Source organism: Methylomonas sp. AM2-LC, assembly GCF_039904985.1.
In the GTDB taxonomy this organism is placed as follows: Bacteria; Pseudomonadota; Gammaproteobacteria; order Methylococcales; family Methylomonadaceae; genus Methylomonas.
This window is the reverse complement of sequence record NZ_CP157005.1, coordinates 3,307,196-3,331,902: the sequence shown is the minus strand read 5'-3', so window position 1 is coordinate 3,331,902 and position 24,707 is coordinate 3,307,196. Positions and strand designations below refer to the sequence as shown.

Genomic DNA, 24,707 nt, shown 5'->3' with positions numbered 1-24,707 from the left:
AACTTGCTCAATGTAGTGGCGGGTGGCGAAGTCGAGCCATCATGACGACAATTCATAGAAATGCTTGCATACTCATGTGTTGTGTTTAGTGCATAAAGTCATTTTTTAGCAAAAAAAGGAGTTGAGGATTTGCTTAATAATCGGGTAAGGTCAATGTTGTCCACACGTATTACTATGGGAATAATTCTGTGTCTAGACTCGTTGCATTCCCTTGCCGCACTTGTCGAAGGTGAAATCAGAGATCAGTCTGGACGACCGGTAGCCAATGCCGTCGTGACTGCCATACCGTTACAGACTATGCAGGCAGTTAACGATAGCCCGACGGCCACTGCAATACTGGATCAACGTAACCGCGAATTTTTACCGCATGTACTAGTGGTGCGTACCGGAACGGAAGTCAGTTTTCCCAATAATGATAGCGTCCATCATCATGTCTATTCATTCTCGCAAATAAAGCGTTTCGATATTAAATTATATAAAGATATGCCTCCCAGTCCGATTAAATTCGATATTCCAGGGGTGGCAGTGTTAGGTTGCAATATACATGATTGGATGATTAGCTATGTCTATGTAACAGACGCCCCTTATTTTACGCGTACTGATGCATCAGGTCACTGGTGGTTGGACGTACCCGAAAATAGCTATAGACTCGGTCTTTGGCATCCCTATCTGCAACAAAGTACAGCAATTAATCTTGAGCCTTTTAGTGTTATGTCACAACACCCCGGCTATTTGCTTCATACCTTAAGCCTGAAAAATACGCTAAGAACGGGCAAGCCACCGACTTCACTTCAAGCTGAGGGCTATAAAGGTGAACCTTGATTTTCAAAGTCGCATTGTGTTGTTTTTCTCAATGCTGATTGTGGGCGTTCAATTGTTGACTTTAGTGACCATATACTGGGTTGGCAGAGAAAATCTACTTAGTCAGAGCGAACAAAATTTGCTGTATGCGGAGAATATTTTTAAGCGCATGCTAACAGAGCAGGGGGAACAAATGGCCAGCGAAACTCGCATTCTCGCTGCCGATTTTGGATTTCGTTCTGCTGTCAGTGACAGCGATCAAACTACAGTAAACTCTGCTTTGGAAAACCTGACTTATCGCATTCACGGACAAAGAGGTTTTTATGTGGATTTACAAGGCAACATTGTCGCAGATACCAGTGGACGCTTACAAAAACAGCCATTTATGTTCCCCGTTGCCATAAACAATGCCGAGACCCAAGGCAAAACAGTGGGTTTTGCAATGTTGGATGGCGAATTTTGCCAATTATCAGTAGCACCGGTACTGGCTCCTTTACCCATCGGCTGGGTAGTTATTCTCAATAGGGTTGATCAAGGTTTGGTAGAGAAGTTCAAACAGGTAACGGCCAATCCACCCGATATTTCATTACTATTACAGACTGAAAACAAAATAAACATACTTAGTAGCTCGCTTCGTAAACCTGATGCCGCTTTTTTTCTAGCCTTGCTCCGGCAAGCACCCGTTGCTGAGGACTCTGCACCCAAGCTTGTTAATATTGGTCATGTTGCAGTGATTGCCTTGGCGCGTCCACTGCACACAGCCCGTTCGGAGCAGGCAATTAGTCTGGTGTTACATATTGATTTACTGACAGCATTACAACCGTATCTGCTATTAGTTTATGCGAGTTTAGCATTAATGGTGTTTGGTCTATTGGCAACATTGTGTGGTACTTATTATCTGGCCAAAAACATTTCTCAGCCAGTGCGTGAATTGGCCGATGCATCGCAGCGCCTGCTGGATGGAGGCTTTGATGAGCCTCTGACTGTAACAAGGCGAGATGAATGGGGGTTGCTGGCCGAAACCTTTAATCAGGCGGGTCGGATTGCCAAAGAAATCATTACTTTAAAAGAACAAGATCTGTTGCGTCGGGAAATGGTTGCCAGTGTGTCTCATGATTTACGTACACCGTTAACATCGTTGCATGGCTATCTGGAAACCATGCAATTGAAGGCCAATCAATTACCGGAAGCCGAGCGTGAACGTTTTCTGGCAGTTGCCGTCCGGCAAAGCGAGAAAGTTGGACGTTTGGCACAGGAGTTGTTTGAGCTGGCTAAACTGGAATGTCAGGCCACTCCTGTACAATTGGAATGCTTTAATTTACTGGATTTAGTACAAGATGTGATTCATAAATACAGTATGACAGCCAAACAGCGCGGGTTAAATTTGAATGCGATTTTAGATACTCATGTACCAATGGTATTTGCCGATATTGCCATGATCGAAAGAGTGTTGACCAATCTCATTGATAACGCTCTGCGTCATACATCGGCGGGTGGCGAAGTGAAAATAAGTATATCAGTGACTGATTCTCGGTTACGTGTCAGTATCACTGATACGGGGGAAGGCATTGCCGCTGAATATTTGCCAAGATTGTTTGAAAGAGATTCTCGTATCATGCGTCAACATAAACCCGACTCTGGTGGGTTGGGCTTACAAATTGTGGCGAAAATTGTGGCTTTACATGGCGGCAGTGTCCATGTAGAAAGTAGCTTGGGTATGGGTTCGATGTTTAGTTTTGATCTGGCGATAGCAGAAATAAATCCAATTGTTTAATGGTCTGTGATTAAGCTTCTTATGTACCTTATCAAGTTAAAGTTAAGTCATCGGTTACTTAAGTTGATAATGGCTATGTTGTTGATAGAGGGTGTCTCCATATCTTGCGCAATAGCACAATCCGATAGCTTTTCAGAAATGACATGGCATGGTTTGCTAGATTTGAGTTATATGCATCCAGAAGGACCCACTAACTGGCTAGATAATGGCTTAGGCAAGCTAAGTGTCAACAATGCGCAGTCTGGCAGCAATATTTTTAATCTTAATCAAGCAACTTTGTTATTGCAAGCTCGTCTTGGCTGGAGTTGGTCCAGTAGTGTTACGGCCAAATATTCCGGTCGGCAAGATATTCCGGTTGATATTAGCGAAGCTTTGTTGTTGTTTCGCCCAGTCAGCACCACAGCATCCCAGTTCAGTGCTCGCATGGGTGCGTTTTTACCACCAGTGTCTATGGAAAATACCGGAGTGGGTTGGACCAGTCCTTATACTTTGTCATCCTCTACCATCAATTCCTGGGCTGGCGAAGAGTTAAAAGTATTTGGTGGCGAAGCCCAATATCAGTATCGTTTTAACAATGGTGACCGTATAGGTGTGTTTGCTTCCGGGTTTGGTAATAATGATACCGCCGGAGTATTACTAGCATGGCGTGGCTGGGCACTGGATAATTATACCGCCACACTTAACGATAGTTTTGCGCTGCCTGCTACGGGTATCGGTGGGTTTTTTCCCAAGCAAGCGGCACAAACCCGGCCTTTTGTTGAAGTCGATAATCGACCCGGTTTTTATACGGGTATCAGTATTGAACGCCCTGGTTTTGCCAAGTTTAGAGCGATGTATTACGATAATCGTGGCAACCCTTCTATGGTAAAAAATGGACAATATGCTTGGCATACCCGTTTTGGCAATATGGGCTTGAAAATGGATTTACCCTGGGATACAGAATTTATCGGCCAAGCCATGTTAGGCGAAACCCAGATGGGGAATTTTATTAACAATCAATATGCGGTGGATACTTCATTTTGGTCAGGGTCTATATTGTTCAGTAAAAAACTTGATAATCAGCGTTTTACTGTACGCTACGAACGCTTTGCAACCAGTGGTTTCGATTATTTACCGCAAGATCCCAATGGCGAAAACGGCCAAGCCTGGATCTGTAATTACAATATTATTTTCCTGGAACAACATCAATTTAATTTAGAGTTTAGTACTATTGACAGTGTTCATGCTTCGCGTTTAAAGCTGGGTCAGTTGGCTACGCAAAACGAACAGCTTTGGCAAGTGGCATATCGCCTGTTTTTTTAATTAAGAAAGAACTTAAAACACTTTAAACAAATTACCTTAACGATTAGATAAGTTGGTTAAATCGGCTAACTCAAAGGTTAACGTCATATCCATTCACCTTGAACAGTTTAAAGAGTCGTTTTTAAATATTTCAGCAATATAAACGTTAAACTCTCGTGATGAATTCGTGATGTTTTCAAGGGCAAAATGAGTTGCCAATTTTGGTAACCCCCCTTGATAACGGAGTATTTCAATGAGATTTTTACCAGTAATCCTATTAACCACTGCCTTTGTTCCTTTTGCTAGTGTACAGGCGCAAGAAGTCACCTTAAGTTTTGCTAATCTGTCTGCTAGTAACGGCGCTGCGCTTAGTCCTATCTTTGTTGCGCTGACTGATGGCTCTACCAGTGCATTTACGCCAGGTGGCACGGCCTCTGCCGCTATTACTAAATTAGCCGAGACGGGGAGTGGTTCTGATTTGTTCAATGTGTTCGGTTCAGCAAATGGTGTGCAAACCGCAGAAGTCACTGCATCTAGCAATGCGTTTGGTCCAGGTATCTATTTGCCAGGCGCCACAGGCAGTATTACCTTAGATCTTGATCCTAACGAAAATAAATATTTAAGTTTTTTTTCCATGGTAGTGCCTTCTAACGACCGATTTATTGGTGGCGAAATTCAGTTATTTAATAATCAAGGTCAATTTATTGCTGGAAACACTGTTATCGATGGTAATGCTATCTGGGATGCAGGTGCGGTTAAATCGCAAGTGGCCGGGGCTGCATTTTTAACAGCTGGTGGCACCAATACCCCGATCAGTAATGGCGTCATAACTGCCAATGATAATTTTTCAGTATGGAGCGGACAAAAAACCGCCGATGGTTATAACTTTACCAGTTTACCCGGTGATAATACTCCCTTGTTAAGCATAACCACCAGTGCCGTTCCAGAGCCGTCAATAGCCTGGTTATTTACCAGTGCGTTATGGATGTTGGCCGTTGTGCGTGGTAAAACGAAAAAGCTAACTTTCCTGGCTTAGATTGGCCGCTTGCTAGTCAAATCTGTTAGGGAAAGCTTATTACCTTAACAGATTTTTGTGTAATTCAATGAGATATAACTTCGAAAAGACGTTTGTAAGCGTCAGTAAATTCTGCATAACGGTCCACCCTTAAGTTTACATGTACTGAAACTTATGGATAATCAGGATTGTTTTATATATAAATAATAATTTTGCGTTATTATTCAATTCTGACTCTTTCATTTGCAATTCTATAAACCAAGTATGAATACTGGTGTCTACTATGCCTTACTCGCTTCCTTGTTTTTTGGTGCCAGCACCCCAGTTGCTAAACTATTACTCGCTACCCAATCGCCACTGTTAGTGGCGGGTTTGTTGTATCTGGGTAGTGGCGTGGGGTTGGCAATGGCTAGAGTGTTGCGTGATGGTGGTTGGAAAAAAATTACGCTTACGCTTAGCGAATGGCCTTGGCTGTTGAGTGCCGTTTTTTTTGGCGGCATACTTGCGCCCGTATTTTTATTGTATGGCTTAATGCATGTTAACGCTGCAACTGCTTCTTTACTCCTTAATCTGGAAGCGGTATTGACCGCTGTTATTGCTTGGTGTGTATTTAAAGAAAACACGGATAAGCGCATAGTGTTGGGTATGTTGCTCATTGTTATTGGTTGTGTTCTGCTAGCTTGGCCGCAGCGTGCGCTAAACTTTGTAGATTGGCTTGGGCCGTTGGCAGTTGTAATAGCTTGCCTATGTTGGGCAGTTGACAATAACCTTACGCGCAAAGTATCTGCGACAGATGCTTTGTTTGTTGCTGGCAGCAAAGGGATCATTGCCGGTGTGGTCAATACTGGTTTGGCGATGGCTTTGGGTGTGGAAATGCCAAATGCTTTGGTAACGTCTGCAATTATGCTACTGGGCTTGTTTGGTTACGGCATCAGTTTGGTGTTTTTTGTGCTGTCCTTACGCAGTTTAGGCGCGGCTCGCACAGGAGCGTATTTTTCAACTGCACCTTTTATTGGTGCTGCAGTTGCCTTGTTTTTGTTGCACGAGGCGGTGAGTCCATTATTTACACTTGCTTCAGTATTTATGGCGGTTGGCGTGTGGCTACATTTAACCGAACGGCACGCTCACCAGCATACTCATGCTGAACTAGAGCATATTCACCTTCACAGCCATGATGCGCACCATCAACATGAGCATGATGAACATTGGAATGGTCGAGAGCCGCATAGTCATTTCCACAAACATACAGCACTGAGCCATACACATGTGCATTTTCCAGATATTCACCACCAGCATGTTCATTCCAAGTAATCTTGAAATAATCGGTACTGAATCAGATGCTTAGTGGATGTTCTTGCCGATGTTTTAATGTGTCAGTAAGGTGTGTCGATACCACGAGGTATATGAATCGCGACACATGCACTTCACTTTGTTCAGCTTATTGAATACTAAATCGAGCTATATAAAACGAAGCTCAAAAAGTGACTTTAACGACTAATTATGATTGCTTTTTAGAAAAAACGTTGAGGGTAGATGTAACAAAATCAGGATCTCCCGCCTGCGCCGTCTCGTACTTTCGTCCTTGAACCGAAGGTTCAAGTGGAGACCAAATCCAGGTAATCAGGCTTCCTGAGTTAACAGGCATGCACACCATACATGGCAAAAAGCTTCCGGGGTAAAAACAGGTTCAGGAAACACCCAGTACTGCTCGAACGCTGCAGGAGATATGCTTTATATTTTAACCACTTTTAGGGATTTTCTAAAACGTTTTCTATTTTTTGGCGTAAATTGCTGAGTCGCTCACAAATGTCGGCATCGATGCTAAGTGTTTTGCCTCCAGCATCGTGTGTCATATTCAGTGCGGCTAAAACCGCAATTCTATCTGTGCTGCTGACTTTGCCAGTATCACGTATTTTACGCATTTGCAGATCAAGTTCTTTGGCAGAATTGATTAAGGCTTGTTGTTCATTAACAGCACAGGCGATTTTGTATTCTTTACCGAGAATAGTAATGGAAACGGGTTGTATAGTTTTGCTCATTATTCGTGTTCCATGGCTTTAAGCCGGGCAATCATTGCTTCTACGCGAGTTTTGGCCTGTGTGGTTTTTTCCAAAAGCTTGGCTTTTTCCTTTACCAATGCGTCTTGCTTGGTTTTGAGGGTTTTATTTTCATTTTTAAGTTGGCTGTATTGCGAAATAAGTAAGTCCAGTTTCGCTTCCAGCGCTTCGAGTTCGTTCGATGGGTTTTTTTCTGATGGGGGCATAAGCAAAATAATAGCCAATAAGATATAAAATCATCCAATAACGCTATCAATGTTAGCATAAGTGCCGATTTTAAACAGCTTCTTAATGATGGGTGATAAACGAAGTCATGATATATCAAGAAATTAGTGAAATTTTATTACAGCAGGATGCCGATATTGAGGCCGCTGAAGCACATGGTATCGCCGTTGGCATGTTAAGTGTGGAAGCACGAGCGGATGTGGGTAACTGGTTACAGGAAATATTACCAAACGATGTATTCAGTGCGGATTCAGAAACGGCTTTGGTAGAGTTGTTCGAAGCAACTCGACAAGCTTTAATTGCAGATTTAGAAGCTTTTGAGTTTGAATTGTTATTACCTGACGACGATGAACCTTTGTTTGAACAGGTGGAAGCTTTGAGATTATGGTGTCAGGGGTTTTTGTTCGGAATTGGCTATACACAATCGACTGTTGATTGGCCTGGCGAGGTGGGTGAAGTCATGCGCGATATTATCGAATTGACAAAAATTGACAGCGCAGTTGAAGACGAGGAGGATGCTAATGCACTGATGGAAGTCTGCGAATATTGTCGTGCAGCCGTATTTACTATCAGAGATTATTTTTTAGAAACCGCTACGAACGAAAGCCACTAGTTAACCATGAAACAAAACGAATTTAAAAAACGTCGCGCCACCCTGATGAAACAGATCGGTAAGGGTAATATTGCCATTATTGCCAGTGCTTCGCATCGTACCCGTAATCGTGATGTGCTTTATCCGTATCGACAGGATAGCGATTTTTATTATCTAACAGGTTTTAACGAATCAGAATCGTTGGCTGTATTTATTCCTGGTCGTGAAAAGGGCGAATATGTGCTGTTTTGCCGAGAATACGACGAGAAAAAAGCTTTGTGGGAAGGTGCGCATGCCGGATTGGAAGGGGCTACCGAGCATTATGCTGCTGATGATTCGTTTCCGATAACCGATCTGGATGATATTTTACCTGGAATGCTGGAAAATAAAGGCAAGGTATTTTACCCCATGGGTAAAGACAGTGAGCTGGATCATAAACTCATGGAGTGGATCAATAATATACGTAAACAATCGCGGACAGGTGTCAGTGCGCCAGGTGAGCTGGTGTCGTTGGAACATATTGTGCACGAAATGCGATTATTTAAATCCACAGAAGAATTAAAACTGATGCGCCGCGCAGCTACCGTGTCTGCTCAAGCACATTGTCGTGCCATGCAGTCTTGTAAGCCAGGCTTATTCGAATACCAGATCGAAGCCGAACTGACCCACGAATTTATGCAGCAAGGTTTGCGGGCAGTAGCGTATCCCTCGATTGTTGCGGCGGGTAAAAATGCCTGCGTACTCCATTACACCGAAAACAAAGACAAATTAGGCAAAGGTGATTTGTTATTAATTGATGCGGGGGTGGAATGTGAACATTATGCTGCCGATATAACCCGCACTTTTCCAATATCCGGTGTATTTAGCGAACCGCAAAAAAAATTGTATCAACTAGTGTTAGATGCACAATACGCGGCGTTGGAACAGGTAAAGCCAGGAATAGCTTGGCATATTGCCCATGAAGCGTCAGTGCAAGTACTAACCGCTGGATTGGTAAAGTTAGGTTTGTTAAAAGGTAAGGTCAGTAAACTGATTAAAGAAGAAAAATACAAACAATTTTATATGCATCGTATTGGTCATTGGCTAGGTATGGATGTACACGATGTCGGTGAGTATAAAATTAAGGACGAATGGCGTTTGTTGGAACCCGGCATGGTGCTGACGGTTGAGCCAGGTTTGTATATACCGGCAAATTGTGAAAGTGTCGATAAAATGTGGCGGGGCATTGGTATACGTATTGAAGACGATGTTTTAGTGACTGCTAATGGGCATGAAGTGCTGACAGCGGCTGTACCCAAAACCATAGCGGATATTGAAGCCTTGATGCGAGGTGCTTAAATGCAAAACCAGTATGACTTGATTATTGTTGGTGCCGGGCTAGCGGGTAACTGTTTGGCGTTGGCTTTAAAAGACACAGGTATGCGCATAGCACTGGTAGAATCAAGTAGTCGCCAGCAGCTTGCAACTGCGGCAGGTGGTGATCGTGCATTGGCGCTAGCCGCAGGGACTGTAAAGTTACTAGAAACGCTAGGTGCATGGTCAGCCATTGCTGAAAAAGCCACTGCGATTAAACATATTCATGTATCTGATCGTGGGCATTTTGGCAAAACCCGCTTATCGGCCCAGCAACAAGGTGTCGCGGCTCTGGGCTATGTGATAGTGGCACGCGACATTGAAACGCATGTTGCCGATTTGGTAGCACAAACCGGAATTGATGTATTTTATGAAACCCGCGTAGCAGGTGTTATGTCCGGTTTTGATGAAGTCAATGTCAGTCTAAAACAGCACGGAGAGTCGCTGAATATCTCTGCCCAGTTGCTGGTCGGAGCAGACGGCGGACAATCAACGGTACGCAAGTTACTGGAAATACCACAGAGCATTAGTGATTATGGTCAAACCGCGTTGGTGACTACCGTAAAAGCAACGCGTCCGCATCAAAATACCGCTTATGAGCGTTTTACGTCTTTTGGTCCATTGGCTTTGCTGCCATTGCACGGTAAACATTTATCGGTAGTTTGGACACGTAGTCACGAACAAGCCGAGGGCTTGTTACACGGTAGTGAAGCCGACTTTTTGGCTGAACTGCAAGATTGTTTTGGATATCGCTTGGGGACACTTACGTTAACCGAACCGCGCCGCGCTTTTCCATTAAGCCTAATTCGTGCAGAACAGATGGTGGCCGGACGGGTAGTGATTATTGGTAATGCTGCCCATCAATTGCATCCGGTAGCAGGGCAGGGTTTTAATTTAGGCATACGCGATGTAGCCTATCTGGCGGAATTGTTAAACAGTCATCAGCAAAAACAGGGGGATTTGGGGGCAACCGAATTACTTAACCTTTATGCAAAACAAAGGCAGGCTGATCACAATAAAACTATTGGCTTTACTGATAACCTGGTTAATTTATTTTCCAATGATTGGCTGCCAGTAGCCGCTTTGCGTAATACAGGGTTAACATTGTTGGATCATTTGCCTGCAGTTAAAAAAATATTAGTTAAACACGCGATGGGGATGGCAGCAGGGTTGTCAAAACTGCACGTGGATTGAGAGATTGTTGCGATTGGAGTTTGTTATGAAATACAGCCATAAACTGATACCCATCTTGGTTTTTAGCTTGTTAAGCGCTTGCGGTAAAGAACATGCACCCCCATCTACTCATAAAGAAACGGCTGTTAAATATGAAAAATCGGTCATTTTGCAAGGCGCCGTAAGCAATAATAGTGGACTGCTTAAAACGGGCAAAATAACCGCAAAATCGCTCAATGGGGACGTTCTGGCTGAAACGATTTTGGAAAATAGCGCGCGTTACCAGTTACAGGTACCGGCTGGTAGCCTCTGGCCCGTGTTATTGCATTATGTGCCTGAGAAAGCAAATGACGATAACGAAAAAATGTTGAGTGTTGCTATTCAACCCACCACTACAAAATACGATATTAATCCCATGACTACTGCCATTGCCAAACAGGCGAAACTATTGGGCGGTTATACACTAAGTAATCTGACGCGTGCTGCTGAAGAGCGTGTACATGTGCCAGATGCGAACAAAACCAGCACCGGATTTCGCGGCGATCCGACTACCCAATACGGAGGCTGGCACTGATAAACTGTGCAGAAGTTAGTTGTCTGGATTCTAAGAATGGTAGAATTTGCATTCTACAGACACTTTATTCTAAGGAAATACGATGAGCAAAATTATTGTTGAACACAATCCCAGTCAGGAACGTTTAGACGCTTTAGGCGTAGCCAACTGGTCGATTTGGGAAAAAGAAATTTCTACTTTTCCAATTGATTTTGATGAAACAGAAACTGCTTATATTCTGGAAGGCGAAATTATTGTTACCCCAGCTGGTGGTGAACCCGTGCGTATTTTACCGGGTGATCTAGTCATATTCGAAGCCGGTTTAGATAGCCATTGGGAAGTGGTAAAACCTTTGCGCAAACATTATAGCTACGATTAAACTTCGAAGTGATTAGCGTGTAGTGTGGTAAAACTACACTACACATTGATAAATTATTACTAACAGCTAAATGCGCTATAATTTCATTGTTTATTTAATACCTAGGAAGCTATGAAATTATTGATACGTAATCTTGCCCGCACCACCACAGAATCAGAATTGCGTAGCATCTTTGAAGAGCACGGTAAACTGCAATCCTGTCAGTTGGTCATGGATAAAGACACTGGCTTGTCCAAGGGCTTTGCTTATGTGGAAATGCCCAGTCCCGGTGAAGCTAAAGCTGCCATGCAAGTGCTTAATGGTTTGGAGTTGGCAGGTAGTAAAATTAGGGTTAAAAAAGCTGAAATTAAACAACCATGATACTCAATCGGCTGTCATAAATTGAAAAGTACGCGCTCAAATGACCCTTTACATGGTTTGACGCTGGAATCGATACTGATCTGCTTACAAGCTGAGCTTGGCTGGGAAACGCTAAGCCAACGCATACCGGTTAATTGTTTTAGTAAAGACCCTAGTCTGGCTTCCAGTTTGAAGTTTTTGCGTAAAACTCCCTGGGCACGGCAAAAACTGGAAGAACTCTATCTGGAAACGCACCATTCACTGCCTAAAGAGCCTTAAAAATACGTCTAGACTGAACGGTACTTGCTTTAGGAACGGATTATTTAAATTCAACGGCGTAGCTTGGGTTAAATGCAGTTGTAATCTAACCTATGCGAATGATAAATATTTTGTAATATATTAGTTTATAAATACTATCCACTGACTAACGTATCGTTTTTCTCTGTTTTTTGTATTGCTTATAACACCTATTCTATAAATACCTATGCGGGAAGATCATAAATCAGCAGACAAAAAGCTAGATATCAATCAGATTATCGATTGGCTGCAAGCAGATGCCATGTTGTCGGTCGCAGATTTAGAAAAATGCAAACAATATGGACAAGCAGCCGTTAATCGACAAAAACATCCCTTAAAAGTACTGGCAGAATGCGAAATATCTAACCAGCTGCTATACGGTAAGCTTTTAACGCAGGAAGATTTAACGCAATGGCTGGCTAAAAAAGTGGGTCTTAGCTATTATTATTTTGATCCACTCAAAATTGATGTCGCCAGTGTCACCAAATTGTTCAGTAAGGCATACACCAGTAATTTTAATATCTTGCCCATCGCCATTAGTGAAGATGAAGTGGTTATTGCCACAGCCGAACCATTTGTAAGAACCTGGCAACAGGATTTGGCAAAAATGCATCATGGAACGATACGTTGCGTCTTTGCCAATCCAGATGAAATCAAACGTTATATAGAGGAGTTTTATAATTTTTCCAAGTCTTTAAAAGGCGCGGGAATACAAACCTCAAACGAAACCTATCGCGGTATTGGTCAAAACTTTGAACAGTTGGTAGAGCTTAGTAATGCTACCGATCTGGATGCTAATAACCAGCATGTGGTTAATTTGGTTAGCTGGTTGTTTCAATACGCTTTTGATCAACGTGCCAGCGATATTCATATCGAGCCACGCCGACTGCAAGGCAATGTACGCTTTCGTATTGATGGTGTATTACATCAAGTTTATCAATTCCCCATGCCTATTATGAATGCGGTATTGAGTCGGCTAAAAATTCTAGGCAGGATGAATATCGCTGAGAAACGCTTACCACAAGATGGGCGCATTAAAACCCAAAATGCACAAGGTAAGGAAATTGAATTGCGTTTATCCACCATGCCCACTGCCTTTGGTGAAAAACTGGTAATGCGGATATTTGATCCTGAAGTGTTATTACGAAACTATGAGCAATTGGGTTTTAATAAGCAGGAGCTTGCAATTTGGGAACGTATGACCGAGCGTAGTCACGGAATTATTCTGGTGACTGGTCCAACGGGGTCTGGAAAGACTACCACGCTGTACTCTACGCTTAAACGTCTGGCAACACCTGAAATCAATCTATGCACCATTGAAGACCCTATAGAGCAGATAGAGCCTACATTTAACCAAATGCAGGTGCAAACCAATATAGGGTTGGATTTTGCGTCGGGTATCCGCACACTGCTAAGGCAAGATCCAGATATTATTATGGTGGGCGAGATTCGCGATCTAGAAGCCGCAGAAATGGCTGTTCAGGCCTCTCTGACAGGTCACTTGGTGATATCTACTTTGCATACCAATAACGCACCCTCGTCTATAACCCGCTTACTTAATCTGGGTGTGCCTTATTATTTGATCCAGCAAACCGTGATTGGTATTATGGCGCAACGTTTGATCAGGGTGTTATGTCACCATTGTAAGGTGGCCGTTCCGGTAGAATTGGAGCAATGGCTGGTGTTGGTAGAGCCATTTAAAGTAGCATCACCCAAACAAATTTATAAAGCAGTAGGCTGTAAGGAATGCCGCAACACCGGTTATTCTGGTCGTATTGGTATCTACGAAATTTTTGAAAACAGTGCCACTCTGCAAAAATTGATACTCGAAAGTACCGATTCCAGTTTATTAGCAAAACAAGCTGTGCGCGAAGGTATGCGCCCCTTGCGCTTAAGTGGTGCCGAAAAAGTTGCCGCCGGACTAAGTACCATTGAAGAAGTATTGCGTGTGGCACCTGAACGGATGGTATTTTAAAGTCAGTAACAAGTAAGGTTGGGCTGACGACAGGATGCCAAACGATCGCAGCTATAAACCTGAAGATAATAATTTATTTTTTAAGGCTTATAATAACTAAAACTCATCTGCTTTGTAATGTTGGGCTTTGCGTTGCTCTGCGCAACCTAAAATTAAGCCTGTCGCGGATGATGCGTCGCCAAGCGTCGGCATATCTTACAAAAAACGCATCCGTCTATTAAATAGTTATACGAATTGAAGTTAAAATAGCAATTTCCATTCTTTTTTCAAATAACCTTCGTTCTAGTCTAAATCCAAGGAATATAAATGTCACCGATTGTTGTATGCGCTTTGTATAAATTTGTTAGCTTGGAAAATTTCTATGCATTGCGTCAACCACTCTTTGACCTTATGGAAACCCATCAGGTACGCGGCACCTTGTTATTGGCCGAAGAGGGCATCAACGGCACAATAGCAGGCTCACGTCAGGGAATTGATGCAGTACTGGACTGGCTGCGAAACGATCCCCGCCTGCAAGATTTGGATTGTAAGGAATCTTTGACCGACAAGACACCTTTCAACCGCCCCAAAGTAAAACTCAAAAAAGAGATAGTCACCATGGGGGTGGAAAATATTGATCCTAAACGGGTAGTGGGTACTTATGTTGATCCTAAGGATTGGAACCAACTCATCCAAGACCCTGAAGTGATAGTGGTAGACACCCGTAACGACTATGAAATTAAGGTAGGTAGCTTTAAACACGCCATAAATCCGCATCTACAGAGTTTTCGGGAATTTCCTCAATACGCAAAAGACCATCTTGATAACAATAAACATAAGAAAATCGCCATGTTTTGTACTGGCGGCATACGCTGTGAAAAATCGACAGCCTACTTAAAAGAACAAGGTTTTGAAGAGGTTTATCATCTTAAAGGCGGCATATTAAAATATCTGGAGGAAGTACCCGAACAAGAAACACTTTGGGAAGGTGAGTGCTTTGTATTTGATGAGCGGGTAACCGTTAATTTACAGCTTGAAAAAGGCACACATGATCAGTGTAACGCTTGCCGCCTGCCGATTACTGAAAACGATAAAGCCAGTGATAAATATCAGCACGGGGTTAGCTGTCCAAATTGTTATGACAATGTTGCGCCTGAGCGAAAAGCACGATTCATAGAGCGCGAAAAACAAATGGAACTGGCCAAACTTCGCGGAGAAGCACATATGGGTGCTGATGCAGCGAAGGCACTCATTCAAAAACGTCAGGCTAAGTTGCAAAAAATATCCTGATTACCCTTAAGCATAGGTAAACATAGGGGTGGTTAACCATTCAGATTTTTCTACTGAGCTTTCTGGAAAAGGACGCTTTATGAAACAATTAAATTAAGTGGACGCAGAATAAGACAATGTTTAGCTATCAATGCCTGATCTGATGATGTTGCGTATACAACCAGAAACGATAATGGACGATTACCTTGAAAGTAGTGAATATATCGACTGGAAACACCCATTGGTGGTGAATAAAGCAAAAGAGTTGGCAGAGTCTGTTAACGATGAAGATATTGTAAAACAATGCTTTGAATTCGTACGCGATTCCATCAAACACAGCTGGGATTACAAGTTGAACCCGGTGACATGTAAGGCTTCTGACGTATTACAGTATGGCACAGGCTATTGTTATGCTAAGAGCCATTTGTTAGCGGCGTTATTAAGAGCCAATCATATTCCAGCGGGTCTTTGTTATCAACGCTTAACAATCGAGAGTGATGGGCCACCCTATTGTCTGCATGGCCTAAATGCGGTATATCTGCAACAATATGGTTGGTATCGAGTTGACGCTAGAGGTAATAAAGCCGGAGTGACGGCTGAATTTTGCCCACCCCAAGAGAAATTAGCCTTTCCCATTGTTGATAGTGCCGAAAAAGACATTCCTGGCATTTGGGCAACGCCATTGCCACAAGTTGTGAAAGCTTTAACTGAAAATAAAAGCGTCGAACTGGTTTATAAAAATTTGCCTGATTATCATAGTTAATTACAGGCACTTAATACTATTCAGTTACGAAATTTTCAACCCATCTTCACACTAAGCCACCAACTTCAATTCACTATAACCATTTGGTTTTTTTACTAATTCAATCTGGGTTTTAATGCGCTTTTTAACGCCATCAACGTGGGAGATGATGCCCACTGTTCTACCCTGAAACTTCAGGTTTTCTAATGTACTCATAGCCAGATACAAAGCTTCGGAATCCAGATTGCCAAAGCCTTCGTCCAGAAACAGGGATTCTATGGATTTACCATTGTTGGCAATATCGGCCAAAGCCAGCGCTAAGGCCAAACTGACGACAAAACTTTCGCCACCGGATAATGTTTTGGGTAAACGCCGTACATTTTTTTGTTTGGTATCTTCAATTTCCAATGCCAAACCATGCTCACTTTCCGCACTACGCAAATAATAACGGCCACTGATTTTTTCCAGAGTGGCATTAGCTTGCGATAACAGTTTACTAATCAGTAACTGACGAATTTTGTTTTGCAAACCACCTGTGGTATCTGTCAATTCATTCAGGTCGGCTTCGGCTAGGGTTAACTGCTGTTGATACTCCGCTAATTGGTTTTCTAATGCTTGGTATCTCTGGCGGTATTTTTGTTGTTTTTCCAGTTTGTTTTGTAAACTGCTGACTTCCTGTTCTGCAATCTCTGCTTTTTCGGATAATAAGCTAAACATTTCGCGTAAGTCCTGTTCACTCAGGCTGTCGTCAAAATTTTGTTGCTCTGCTTGCAGTTTAAATTCCAGCTGTAACACTTGTAATTGCAGGGGATCTAGCTGTTTTTTGTAGTCAAAATACCGCGCCTGAATTTCGGGTTGCTTTTCTACTAAATCCATAGTTTGCAGCAGTTCGTTAATGTCTTTGAAACCTTGAGCAGTAATTTTTTCAGAAAAACTGCGCTGCAGGCTCTCGAAGACTATGCGTTGCTCTTTAACTTGTTGTTCTGTGCTGTTGACCAGTTTTTGTTTGTCTAATACCGCCAAGTTTAGACTTAGCCATTCGTTGGTACGCAAGGATTCCAAATTGTCGCTAAGTTGTTGTTGTAAATCTTGAATAACTGTTTGGCACTGGTGTAGTTTTTCTTGCAGGTCGCCGATTTCTTCCTGTAGTCCCGTTTGGCGTAAGGCGTTGATTTGATAATCCTGACGACGGCTATTCAGTCGGTCAAACAATTCGTTCTCTTTGTTTTTCCCCGGCATTTTTTCGCCTAACTGTTTTAACTGTAATTCAACACGTTTGCTCAAAGCGGCTTCTTCATTGAGTGCCGTGGTGTATTGCGCAAAAACTTCTTGAGCTTCTGGGGAGCGCTCACTCAAATTGGCATCCAGTTGTTCTGCTGTAACACGTAAATTGGCTATTAAGGCTTGTTTGGCAGTAATTTCTGCTTGGGCGTTGGCGGTATCGCGCTCTAATTGCACATATAATTTAAGTACATTATTAATATTGTCCAATTCCTGTTGTTCGTCGGCCAGAAATTGTTTATGTTCTACCAGATGTTCAATACTAAAGCCATCACGATGCCGACTGAGTTTATTGGCTAACACTAGCCATGCGGTTTGTTTTTCGGCTAAAAACTTTTGTTTGGCTGTCGAATTGCTTTGTTTTTTGAGTGCGCTGCTTAGTTGATCTTCTGCAATTTCGATACGGGCTTTTAATACCTGTAATTTACTGCGTTGATCGGTCAGGGCTTTTTTGGAGTCAGTCAGTACTGGTGGTTTAATGCTATAAGGATGATGGGTAGAGCCACATAAAAAGCAGGGCTTGCCTTCCACTAATTTATCGCGTGGTGAATTCAATCGTTTTAATAAGTTTTCATTCGCAATGGCTTGATCCAAAGCTCTGGCAATGTTGTCTTCTTGAATAAACTCCTGTTTAAAAGATTCCACTTGTTTTTGCAGTGCCTCTACATCCGGTAAAGATTGATTGGATTGACGTTTAAACCAGCTAAAAAAACTTTTTTTGGCGGAAAATCGGGCGGTAACTGTCGCTATCGCTAAGAGCTCCTTAAACTCATTGACACGCAGTTGTTGTTCTGCATGTAATTCATTCAATTCGGCAACGCTTTTGCCATTGCTGATTTCCTTAAGTTTGGCTTCGTTAGCCTCAATCTGGGTTTTTAGTTCTTCAATGCGCAATTGAGCATTCGTCAAAGCTGTTTTGTTTTTAGTCGCGGCGGTGGTTTGATTTTTTGACCACTTGTTTTGGCTTTTTTGTTGTACGCCAAGTTCGGCTAAAGTGCTGCGAATATTACGCAAGCCAACAATTTCTGGAAAGTCAGTTAATAGTTGGGTATCGGTCTGATGCGTCTGTAACCAGTTGTTCACTTCGGTCAGGTTAAGTTGTTTATCCTGAATCTGCTGCGTGATAGCCGTGGATAACTCCTTTTCTCTGGGGAGTTGTAGTTTAATTTCACTGATTTTGAGTTTAAAGCCATCAATTAACTGCTTTTGCGCAACCCAGTCTATGTTGCTCAAATCAGTTTGTGGCTGACCTGTCGCTTCCTGATTGAGTTGTTGTTGCAATAGCGTCAGTTCTGCGTTGTAACTGCTTAGACGTTGTTGATTTTGAGTCAGTTCGCTACGCAGAGTATCCAGCAGGTTTAGTTCGTCTGTAAAGATCTGGCTGTCTGGGGCATTGTCGATGCGTTGTAAATCTTGTTCGTGTTGCGCTACTTTGCTTTGTAAGTCTTGCTGGGTTTTTAGCAATTGTTGATAATCTTTTTGTAACACCTGGATTTGCTGAAATTTACGCAGTTGTTGTTCAACCTCGGTTTTCTCGGCTTTTAACTCGGTGCTCAGTTCTACAAAATCCTGTAAATCCTGTTCTGCAGCTTCTAGTGTTAAATCATCAATTAGGGGTAAAATCTCACAGTCTTGCTTAACCAGGCTGATTTTATCCAGCAAACTTTGATGTTTGTCTTTTATTTGCTGTGCATAGTCGGCATAAAAATCAGTGCCACTAATTTTTTCCAGAATATCCATGCGTTCGCTGTCCAACGCGTTTAGGAAAGCGGCAAAATCGCCTTGTGGCAAAACGATGGATTTACTGAATTTATGAAAATCCATGCCAGTTAATTCTATTAAGTATTGACGTACTTGGCTGGGTGTTTCTGCCAGTAACTTTTCCTCCGCTCCTAACTGTAATAGAGTCATTTGAGGTTGATGAATATCATTACGTGTTACATGCCAGCTAGAGCGATACTTTTCACCATTAAAAGCAAACTCAATCTGAGCCAAACTTTCTGTAGCAAGCTTGGTAATAATATGTTCTGCTGGTTTGTCGAACCGAAAGGTTTCACCATATAAGCCCAGCGTAATCACATCCAGAATACTACTTTTACCCGAACCATTTGGGCCAGTAATGGCAAAAATACCACTATCAGCGATAGGGCCTTGGTCAAAACTGACTTGGCCTTCGCCTTCTAACGAGTTGATATTTTTGAAACTGATGTTGAGTATGCGCATAAGTTAATGAATTATATAGGCATGAGTGAAATTTTCTAAAACGGGTACGCGTATTGGTCCACTTAATAGGGTGTGCTAATTCGATACTCGCTGACATTTACTGCGCAATGATACTAAAAAGCCCACCCCTAGCGGATAGTTTTTTAGTTTATAGGCTATCCATCTGAAAAACCAGCCTATTGCGTGATTGTCATACTGTGTGTACTGTGCGAACAAAAGCACTAGGTTAATCATATTTCCAGTTTTTTGTTGATGGGTAATTTTGGCCATTCATTGAAAGCAAACACCCAAATCATAATGATATTAACAATTGGGATTAGCAATACCAAAGCCCAACGACCATCAAAACCAGCCTTTTGCAAAATTCGATAAGCTAACCATAAACATAACAATATGAAGGCGGGTAAGAGTACAAAATAGAGTTCCATACTTTAAACCTCCTGGTCAGGGTTGCTATTGGGCCACGGTAATAGGGCGAGTTGTAAAAAAATACAAAACAAACCAAACCCTGGCAAAAAAATCAATAGACTCCATAAGGGGTTAAATCCGGCTTTTTTGTAGATAAAAAAAACAGGGATTAATAGCATTAAACCCACTATGACAATTTGCATAAATTCTGGGACCATACTTCCTCCTCCTTATTAAGCACTTTATTGTTATAAGCAGCTTACAAAAATGGACTTAACTATATGATTTATTGGGCAAGCTATGCAGGCTGAAAATTAAACGTGATTTGCTGCATATCATATTCGTTTTAGGCAATTAAGCGATGATTAAATTTGAAAATTGCTAAAGTTGTTAAGTGTTTAGCTGATGTTGGTCGATACACATTATAAAAAAACGGCTAAAGGCAGTGATGGTGTCTTCGTCGGCAAACAGATGATGATTTTTTTCCAGTATTTCCTTGTGGATAGTGTCTCGAAAACGCTTATCAGTTGCTAAGCGTAAAGCAATAGCAATATAGTCTGCTTCATCCTTAGCTATGCAAGCAGTAATGCCCATTTTTTGGTAAAGTCCGAAGCCATGCCGACTGCGTTGCAGTGTACCCGGCAATGTAACTACCGGGGTTCCCACTGCAAAAGCTTCCAGGCTGGTGTTCATGCCATTAAAACTGGGTATATCCAGCATTAAATCAGAAACGGCGATTAAATTAATAAAATCTGCGCTGCTTTGCGGCGGCAAAAAAATCAGACGTTCAGCCACATCGGAAAATTGTTGTTGCCAGCGCTGCTTCAACAACACAGCAAAATGCGCTATAGGGCCTTCTAAAATAAGAATTTTTCCCTGTTTATCTTGCTGCAAAATAGCCGCCAAAACCCTATCAAAATCAGGATGAAATTTAAACAGGGTTTGTGGGCAAATATAGAGATGATCACTGTCCTCCCAGCCCAATTCTGTGCGGCTTTTTAGCTTATCTGGCAGAGTAGGGCGTTGATAATAACTGAGCAGGCTTGGACTCGGTAATAGCGCCAAGCTTTCGCTGTAATGTTCTACGGCCTCAACTGATTCAAATAATTGGCTGGAAATAAAATAATCCATATTGGTAATCCCGGTGGTATCTGGATGACCAAAAGAGGTGCACTGTACAGGTGCCAAACGCGCATAAGCTAGATAATAACTAAACGGATCCATACCTATATCCTGATAAAACAAAATATCTAGTTTCAACTCCGCAATTTGCTGCCTGGCCTTACTTAGCGTGTTTGCAATTAGTAAGGTTTCATCGGCATGTTGCTGAATAAAGTCGCTAATGGGGTCTTGTACCAATGGCTGAATAAATAGAGCATAAACTTTAAATTGACTGCGCGGCAGTTTGGCAAAAAAGCCTTGACTGGTTTTACCAATGCTGTGATTGTAAAAAAATTTGGAAATAAGCCCAATGCGGATAGGTTGGTTTGCATTACGGATTTGCTGGCAGTGTGGTGCCTCCCATAACAGAGTCGGGCATAGTTTTTCAAACAGCTGAGCAACTTGGGTCTTTAAGTTGCGATTGTTTAAGTGATGATAAGACCAATAAAAAAATGCGTCACGTACTTCCAGTAGTGGATCATCAATCTTTAATTCAGGTTCTGCAGCAAGTACAGACAGCTTTTGGCTCACATCCTCCCTAAGTTTTTTTAGGTGTGTTGACGATTCTAGTATGGGAGGCACTAGTGTTGCCAGACGAATGCGGAGGCCTGTTAACTGGTTTATGGATAGAATTTGTTCATAATAATCGGTAGCTTCCTGAATTTTCCCCTGAAAAGCGCACAAATCGCCCAAGCCTTGAAATGCCAATATATGTCTGGAATCCAATTCCAATACTTTTAACAAGGACTGCTGTGCGGCGGAAAAATTGCCTATATGCATCAGCGTAATGCCTAAATTGTAATGGCTGAAAGTAAAGTTTGGCTGACTGGCAATGGCTTGTTGATAACACTCTATAGCTTTGTGGTGCTGCCCCTGTTGTTTATAGATGCCAGCCAGATTATGTAGAGCAATGGCATGTAGGGGATCGATTTTCAGCGCTTGATGATAACAGGCGGACGCGGCTGTGGGGTTGTCGCATTCTTCCAGACATTTACCCAGATTGACTAATGTACGGCATTGGTTATCGGTTAGCGGTAATGCAGTTTTGAAAAACGGAATAGCCTCTGCATACTTTTCTTGTAGTTGTAACACATAACCCAGATTATCCAGCGTTTCTGCATGCATCGAATTTATAGACCATGCTTGACGAAAATACTGTTCCGCTAAGGGCAGTTGCTGCTGCTCTTCGTATAGCGAACCTAAATTAAGCGCATACTCGGGCACCAGTGGTGCCAGTTGCACGGCTTTAATAAACATTAGCTCTGCTTCAGAATATTGCTGCTGATCCAGTAAGATTAAACCCATAAAATTTATGGCTGCGGCATGATTGCGCGCAATGATTAAGGCCTGATAAATTGCGTCAGCTTCCTGTTTAAAGCCATTGCGATAACGATTAATCGTCAAGTTATAAGCTGCCGTTAACAGTGGGTTCATAATGAATTAGGAGATAAAGTTAAGTGCAAATCAGTTGTGTGGCGAATTAATGATGACTTAGACAATTTTTATACCACGAGTGGTAGAGATGAAAGCTAGAAAAAATAGCGAACTGTGATGTGGTTTTTTGTTTTACGAATTTATGACATATTTACTTGACCCTAGCCTTAATATTCCTATAAAGTTGTAATTTCGTGTTGTTAGTAAAAATATCGTTCTTAAATTAAGTTTAGGGGTGCGTTTTTTGCAAATAACTGCGATAATAATGCGGTGAATGTACTCACCAGTGTTGGGGGATATTAAAGGTTGCCGAAAAAAAACTGATCTAGGGCTTCCTTTTTTAATAAAAAAAGAATAAAATTCCGGTTCTGTTTTCAGCAGAACGAGCGCTTAGAAAAAGAAGGGAGAGTGGTATGCTTATCTTGACTCGTAGAGTGGGGGAAACTCTGATGATTGGTGATGAAGTAACAGTCACTGTTCTTGGAGTTAAAGGGAATCAAGTTCGGATAGGTGTTAACGCTCCGAAAGATGTTTCTGTTCATAGAGAAGAAATTTACGAAAGAATTAAGAAAGAACAGTCAGAACACGGCACTTCTGACGCTTAATTCTTGTTACAAAAAATGGAGAGATGGCCGAGAGGCCGAAGGCGCTCCCCTGCTAAGGGAGTATGGGTCATAAGCCCATCGAGGGTTCGAATCCCTCTCTCTCCGCCACTTATTTTTTTTTAATTTAGTATTGACAAGATTAAGCAAAAATAGAATAATAAGCGGCTCAGATAGGCGCCCGTAGCTCAGCTGGATAGAGTAATCGGCTACGAACCGATCGGTCGGGAGTTCGAATCTCTCCGGGCGCGCCACTATCAAAAAGTATAATCCCCTGTAGCTCAGTCGGTAGAGCGGGTGACTGTTAATCACTAGGTCGGCGGTTCGAGCCCGTCCGGGGGAGCCAAGTGTAGAAAGCCTCACATGAGAATGTGGGGCTTTTTTTTGTCCGGCGTTTGAGCCAGAATCTAAGGCAATGTGTCGGAATTGTTGACTGGAGAAACTTCTGATTACACATGTTTCAAAAGACTCGTTCAGCCTAAAATCGGCGAATGTTTCACAACTTATTAAAACCTATACAATACGTCCTTTGGATGCCTCTGTAGGCGAATTATCTGATGCGGTGAATTTGTTGTGTTCTAATTGTCCCAGTGAATCTGAGCGTTATGAGAGAAGCCGACTAGTCACTGAGATATGTCCAATCGATGAATTGCCATTCTACAGGAAGTTTTTCGGTGCCTATGATTTCGATGGAACGCTGATTGGGGCGGGAGGCATTAAATCCGCGGATTGGGCGTCAGATACACATATACTTTACATGATGGCTGTGGATAAAAATCATCGCAGTAAAGGTGTTGGGTCAGATTTAGAGCGTATTCGTATACAGTGGATGCGAGACAACTTTCCGCACGGGCGCTGTCTAGTTAGCACCAAGCATAAAAAGCGTTTTGAGAAATGGGATTTTAAAACAGTAAGTGAAGTTAATAACAGGCATCTAATGATATTGGAGTTTTAAAGCGGCACTAAAAAGCCTAAGCAATCAAATACCTGCGGTTTTTAAAAATGCAACGAAATTATTATGTATAAGTGTCTTATTATTTTTATTACTGCCGTTTCAATTTGGACTATTACCTGGGCTGGTCAGAAGGGAATCAAGCTCTGATAGTGGTACGTTAATGGCATGCTGCGACAAATTGACGCACTTTTTCTGGACATAAAGTAATTTGTCTTGTACTATGCGCACACCTATTTAGGGGAGGTAACGCGACCGCTCATACGGTAAAATAACAATAATAGACGCAAAGATTAAACTGCCGTTTTCGGATAATGGCAGTGTCCAGCAAAACACAAAAAATAACAGCGGACAAAGCTCACTATATGTGAGCTTTTTTATTGCCTTTCGAAAACGACTAACACCATAAATTATGTTTTTTTATGGGAGCTGTAAAATTCCTTGAATAAACTACAGGGAACTTCGAAAAACCACCCTTCGATAGGCTCAGGGCGAACGGTGGCATTTATATATCAATAGCTTAGCGTTCTTTCTGAGCCTGTCTAAGCACTAAAGCCTGGTTTTTCGAAGTTCCCTACAATCTTGCCATTGGCGAGGTAATACCAAATTCGGCATTGTGTTTCCAATTGGGTTTACTTATCACAGCAATTTTGTGACTAAGTTTATTCTATGCAAACGCCACTAGTACCACTTACTTTTGCTTAGGGTAGCTATCGCGCCGCACGACAGCAGCAAGAAAACCTGTTAAAATTGATAAAATTTCTGGCTTAAATCAAGTGTATGGGCGTTGTTCAATCATCAGGTTAGCGGTTAACTCATCTCTGGAAGTCAAGTATAGAGAA

The 24,707-nt window shown here is 42.2% G+C and carries 22 protein-coding genes, 3 tRNA genes and 1 other RNA gene; 20 read left to right on the top strand and 6 right to left on the bottom strand.

Annotated features, from left to right (window positions below):
• The first annotated feature begins 153 nt into the window (after positions 1-153).
• The 5 genes from ABH008_RS14920 (at position 154) to ABH008_RS14900 (ending at position 6,182) form a co-directional block, all read left to right on the top strand.
• On the top strand, positions 154-822 hold the full coding sequence (locus ABH008_RS14920) for a hypothetical protein (RefSeq protein ID WP_347986407.1): 669 nt from the start codon (positions 154-156) through the stop codon (positions 820-822).
• Entirely contained in the window at positions 812-2,575 is a 1,764-nt protein-coding gene (locus tag ABH008_RS14915) for an ATP-binding protein (RefSeq protein WP_347986406.1), read from the top strand. The genes ABH008_RS14920 and ABH008_RS14915 overlap by 11 nt, the downstream gene beginning before the upstream one ends.
• A 69-nt stretch (positions 2,576-2,644) precedes the next feature.
• Positions 2,645-3,877: a hypothetical protein gene (locus ABH008_RS14910; RefSeq protein WP_347986405.1), complete on the top strand. Its 1,233-nt coding sequence runs from the start codon at positions 2,645-2,647 to the stop codon at positions 3,875-3,877.
• Positions 3,878-4,109: 232 nt separating this feature from the next.
• Complete coding sequence (locus ABH008_RS14905) at positions 4,110-4,892, top strand: spondin domain-containing protein (protein ID WP_347986404.1); 783 nt, start codon at positions 4,110-4,112, stop codon at positions 4,890-4,892.
• 243 nt (positions 4,893-5,135) lie between these two features.
• Complete coding sequence (locus tag ABH008_RS14900; RefSeq protein WP_347986403.1) at positions 5,136-6,182, top strand: EamA family transporter; 1,047 nt, start codon at positions 5,136-5,138, stop codon at positions 6,180-6,182.
• 236 nt (positions 6,183-6,418) lie between these two features.
• Here ABH008_RS14900 and ssrS read toward each other — a convergent pair.
• From ssrS to ABH008_RS14885, 3 genes are all read right to left on the bottom strand, one after another.
• Positions 6,419-6,598, bottom strand: a non-coding RNA gene (gene ssrS, locus ABH008_RS14895) — 6S RNA.
• A 21-nt stretch (positions 6,599-6,619) separates the two neighbouring features.
• Positions 6,620-6,910, bottom strand: a complete 291-nt coding sequence (locus tag ABH008_RS14890) for a cell division protein ZapA (protein WP_347986402.1) — start codon at positions 6,908-6,910, stop codon at positions 6,620-6,622.
• On the bottom strand, positions 6,910-7,134 hold the full coding sequence (locus tag ABH008_RS14885) for a TIGR02449 family protein (protein WP_347986401.1): 225 nt from the start codon (positions 7,132-7,134) through the stop codon (positions 6,910-6,912). Before ABH008_RS14885 ends, ABH008_RS14890 begins: the two co-directional genes overlap by 1 nt.
• Before the next feature lie 107 nt (positions 7,135-7,241).
• On the opposite strand from ABH008_RS14885, the gene ABH008_RS14880 reads away from it, so the two are divergent.
• From ABH008_RS14880 to ABH008_RS14835, 10 genes are all read left to right on the top strand, one after another.
• Positions 7,242-7,766 carry a UPF0149 family protein gene (locus ABH008_RS14880; protein ID WP_347986400.1) on the top strand — a complete coding sequence of 175 codons (525 nt, stop codon included), beginning with the start codon at positions 7,242-7,244 and terminating at the stop codon, positions 7,764-7,766.
• Positions 7,767-7,772: 6 nt separating this feature from the next.
• On the top strand, positions 7,773-9,083 hold the full coding sequence (pepP, locus tag ABH008_RS14875; RefSeq protein WP_347986399.1) for a Xaa-Pro aminopeptidase: 1,311 nt from the start codon (positions 7,773-7,775) through the stop codon (positions 9,081-9,083).
• Positions 9,084-10,292: a 2-octaprenyl-6-methoxyphenyl hydroxylase gene (ubiH, locus tag ABH008_RS14870; protein WP_347986398.1), complete on the top strand. Its 1,209-nt coding sequence runs from the start codon at positions 9,084-9,086 to the stop codon at positions 10,290-10,292. It abuts the gene before it with no gap.
• A gap of 25 nt (positions 10,293-10,317) precedes the next feature.
• Positions 10,318-10,845 carry a hypothetical protein gene (locus ABH008_RS14865; RefSeq protein ID WP_347986397.1) on the top strand — a complete coding sequence of 176 codons (528 nt, stop codon included), beginning with the start codon at positions 10,318-10,320 and terminating at the stop codon, positions 10,843-10,845.
• An 82-nt stretch (positions 10,846-10,927) separates the two neighbouring features.
• The gene (locus ABH008_RS14860; protein ID WP_347986396.1) at positions 10,928-11,203 is read left to right on the top strand and encodes a cupin domain-containing protein; all 276 of its coding nucleotides are present in this window, start codon (positions 10,928-10,930) and stop codon (positions 11,201-11,203) included.
• A 111-nt stretch (positions 11,204-11,314) separates the two neighbouring features.
• Positions 11,315-11,563, top strand: a complete 249-nt coding sequence (locus tag ABH008_RS14855) for an RNA-binding protein (protein ID WP_347986395.1) — start codon at positions 11,315-11,317, stop codon at positions 11,561-11,563.
• A gap of 21 nt (positions 11,564-11,584) precedes the next feature.
• Positions 11,585-11,821 (top strand): VF530 family protein, encoded by a 237-nt coding sequence (locus tag ABH008_RS14850; protein ID WP_347986394.1) that lies wholly within the window; start codon positions 11,585-11,587, stop codon positions 11,819-11,821.
• Between the two features lie 205 nt (positions 11,822-12,026).
• Positions 12,027-13,814, top strand: a complete 1,788-nt coding sequence (locus ABH008_RS14845; protein WP_347986393.1) for a GspE/PulE family protein — start codon at positions 12,027-12,029, stop codon at positions 13,812-13,814.
• A 306-nt stretch (positions 13,815-14,120) separates the two neighbouring features.
• Complete coding sequence (locus ABH008_RS14840; protein WP_347986392.1) at positions 14,121-15,083, top strand: rhodanese-related sulfurtransferase; 963 nt, start codon at positions 14,121-14,123, stop codon at positions 15,081-15,083.
• Positions 15,084-15,255: 172 nt separating this feature from the next.
• Positions 15,256-15,825, top strand: coding sequence for a transglutaminase family protein (locus ABH008_RS14835; protein WP_347986391.1), 570 nt, complete (start codon positions 15,256-15,258; stop codon positions 15,823-15,825).
• 51 nt (positions 15,826-15,876) lie between these two features.
• Here ABH008_RS14835 and ABH008_RS14830 read toward each other — a convergent pair whose 3' ends face one another.
• The 3 genes from ABH008_RS14830 to ABH008_RS14820 form a co-directional block, all read right to left on the bottom strand.
• Complete coding sequence (locus ABH008_RS14830; RefSeq protein WP_347986390.1) at positions 15,877-19,308, bottom strand: AAA family ATPase; 3,432 nt, start codon at positions 19,306-19,308, stop codon at positions 15,877-15,879.
• A gap of 230 nt (positions 19,309-19,538) precedes the next feature.
• Positions 19,539-19,736 (bottom strand): hypothetical protein, encoded by a 198-nt coding sequence (locus tag ABH008_RS14825; protein WP_347986389.1) that lies wholly within the window; start codon positions 19,734-19,736, stop codon positions 19,539-19,541.
• A gap of 370 nt (positions 19,737-20,106) precedes the next feature.
• On the bottom strand, positions 20,107-22,311 hold the full coding sequence (locus ABH008_RS14820; protein ID WP_347986388.1) for a tetratricopeptide repeat protein: 2,205 nt from the start codon (positions 22,309-22,311) through the stop codon (positions 20,107-20,109).
• A 413-nt stretch (positions 22,312-22,724) separates the two neighbouring features.
• On the opposite strand from ABH008_RS14820, the gene csrA reads away from it, so the two are divergent.
• From csrA to ABH008_RS14795, 5 genes are all read left to right on the top strand, one after another.
• A complete protein-coding gene (gene csrA / locus ABH008_RS14815) occupies positions 22,725-22,916 on the top strand; it encodes a carbon storage regulator CsrA (RefSeq protein ID WP_347986387.1) in 192 nt (63 codons plus the stop codon).
• 17 nt (positions 22,917-22,933) lie between these two features.
• A tRNA-Ser gene (locus ABH008_RS14810) sits at positions 22,934-23,024 on the top strand.
• A 66-nt stretch (positions 23,025-23,090) separates the two neighbouring features.
• Positions 23,091-23,167: transfer RNA gene (locus ABH008_RS14805), tRNA-Arg, on the top strand.
• Between the two features lie 16 nt (positions 23,168-23,183).
• Positions 23,184-23,259, top strand: a tRNA-Asn gene (locus tag ABH008_RS14800).
• Positions 23,260-23,442: 183 nt separating this feature from the next.
• Positions 23,443-23,868: a GNAT family N-acetyltransferase gene (locus ABH008_RS14795; RefSeq protein WP_347986386.1), complete on the top strand. Its 426-nt coding sequence runs from the start codon at positions 23,443-23,445 to the stop codon at positions 23,866-23,868.
• The last annotated feature ends 839 nt before the right edge of the window (positions 23,869-24,707 follow it).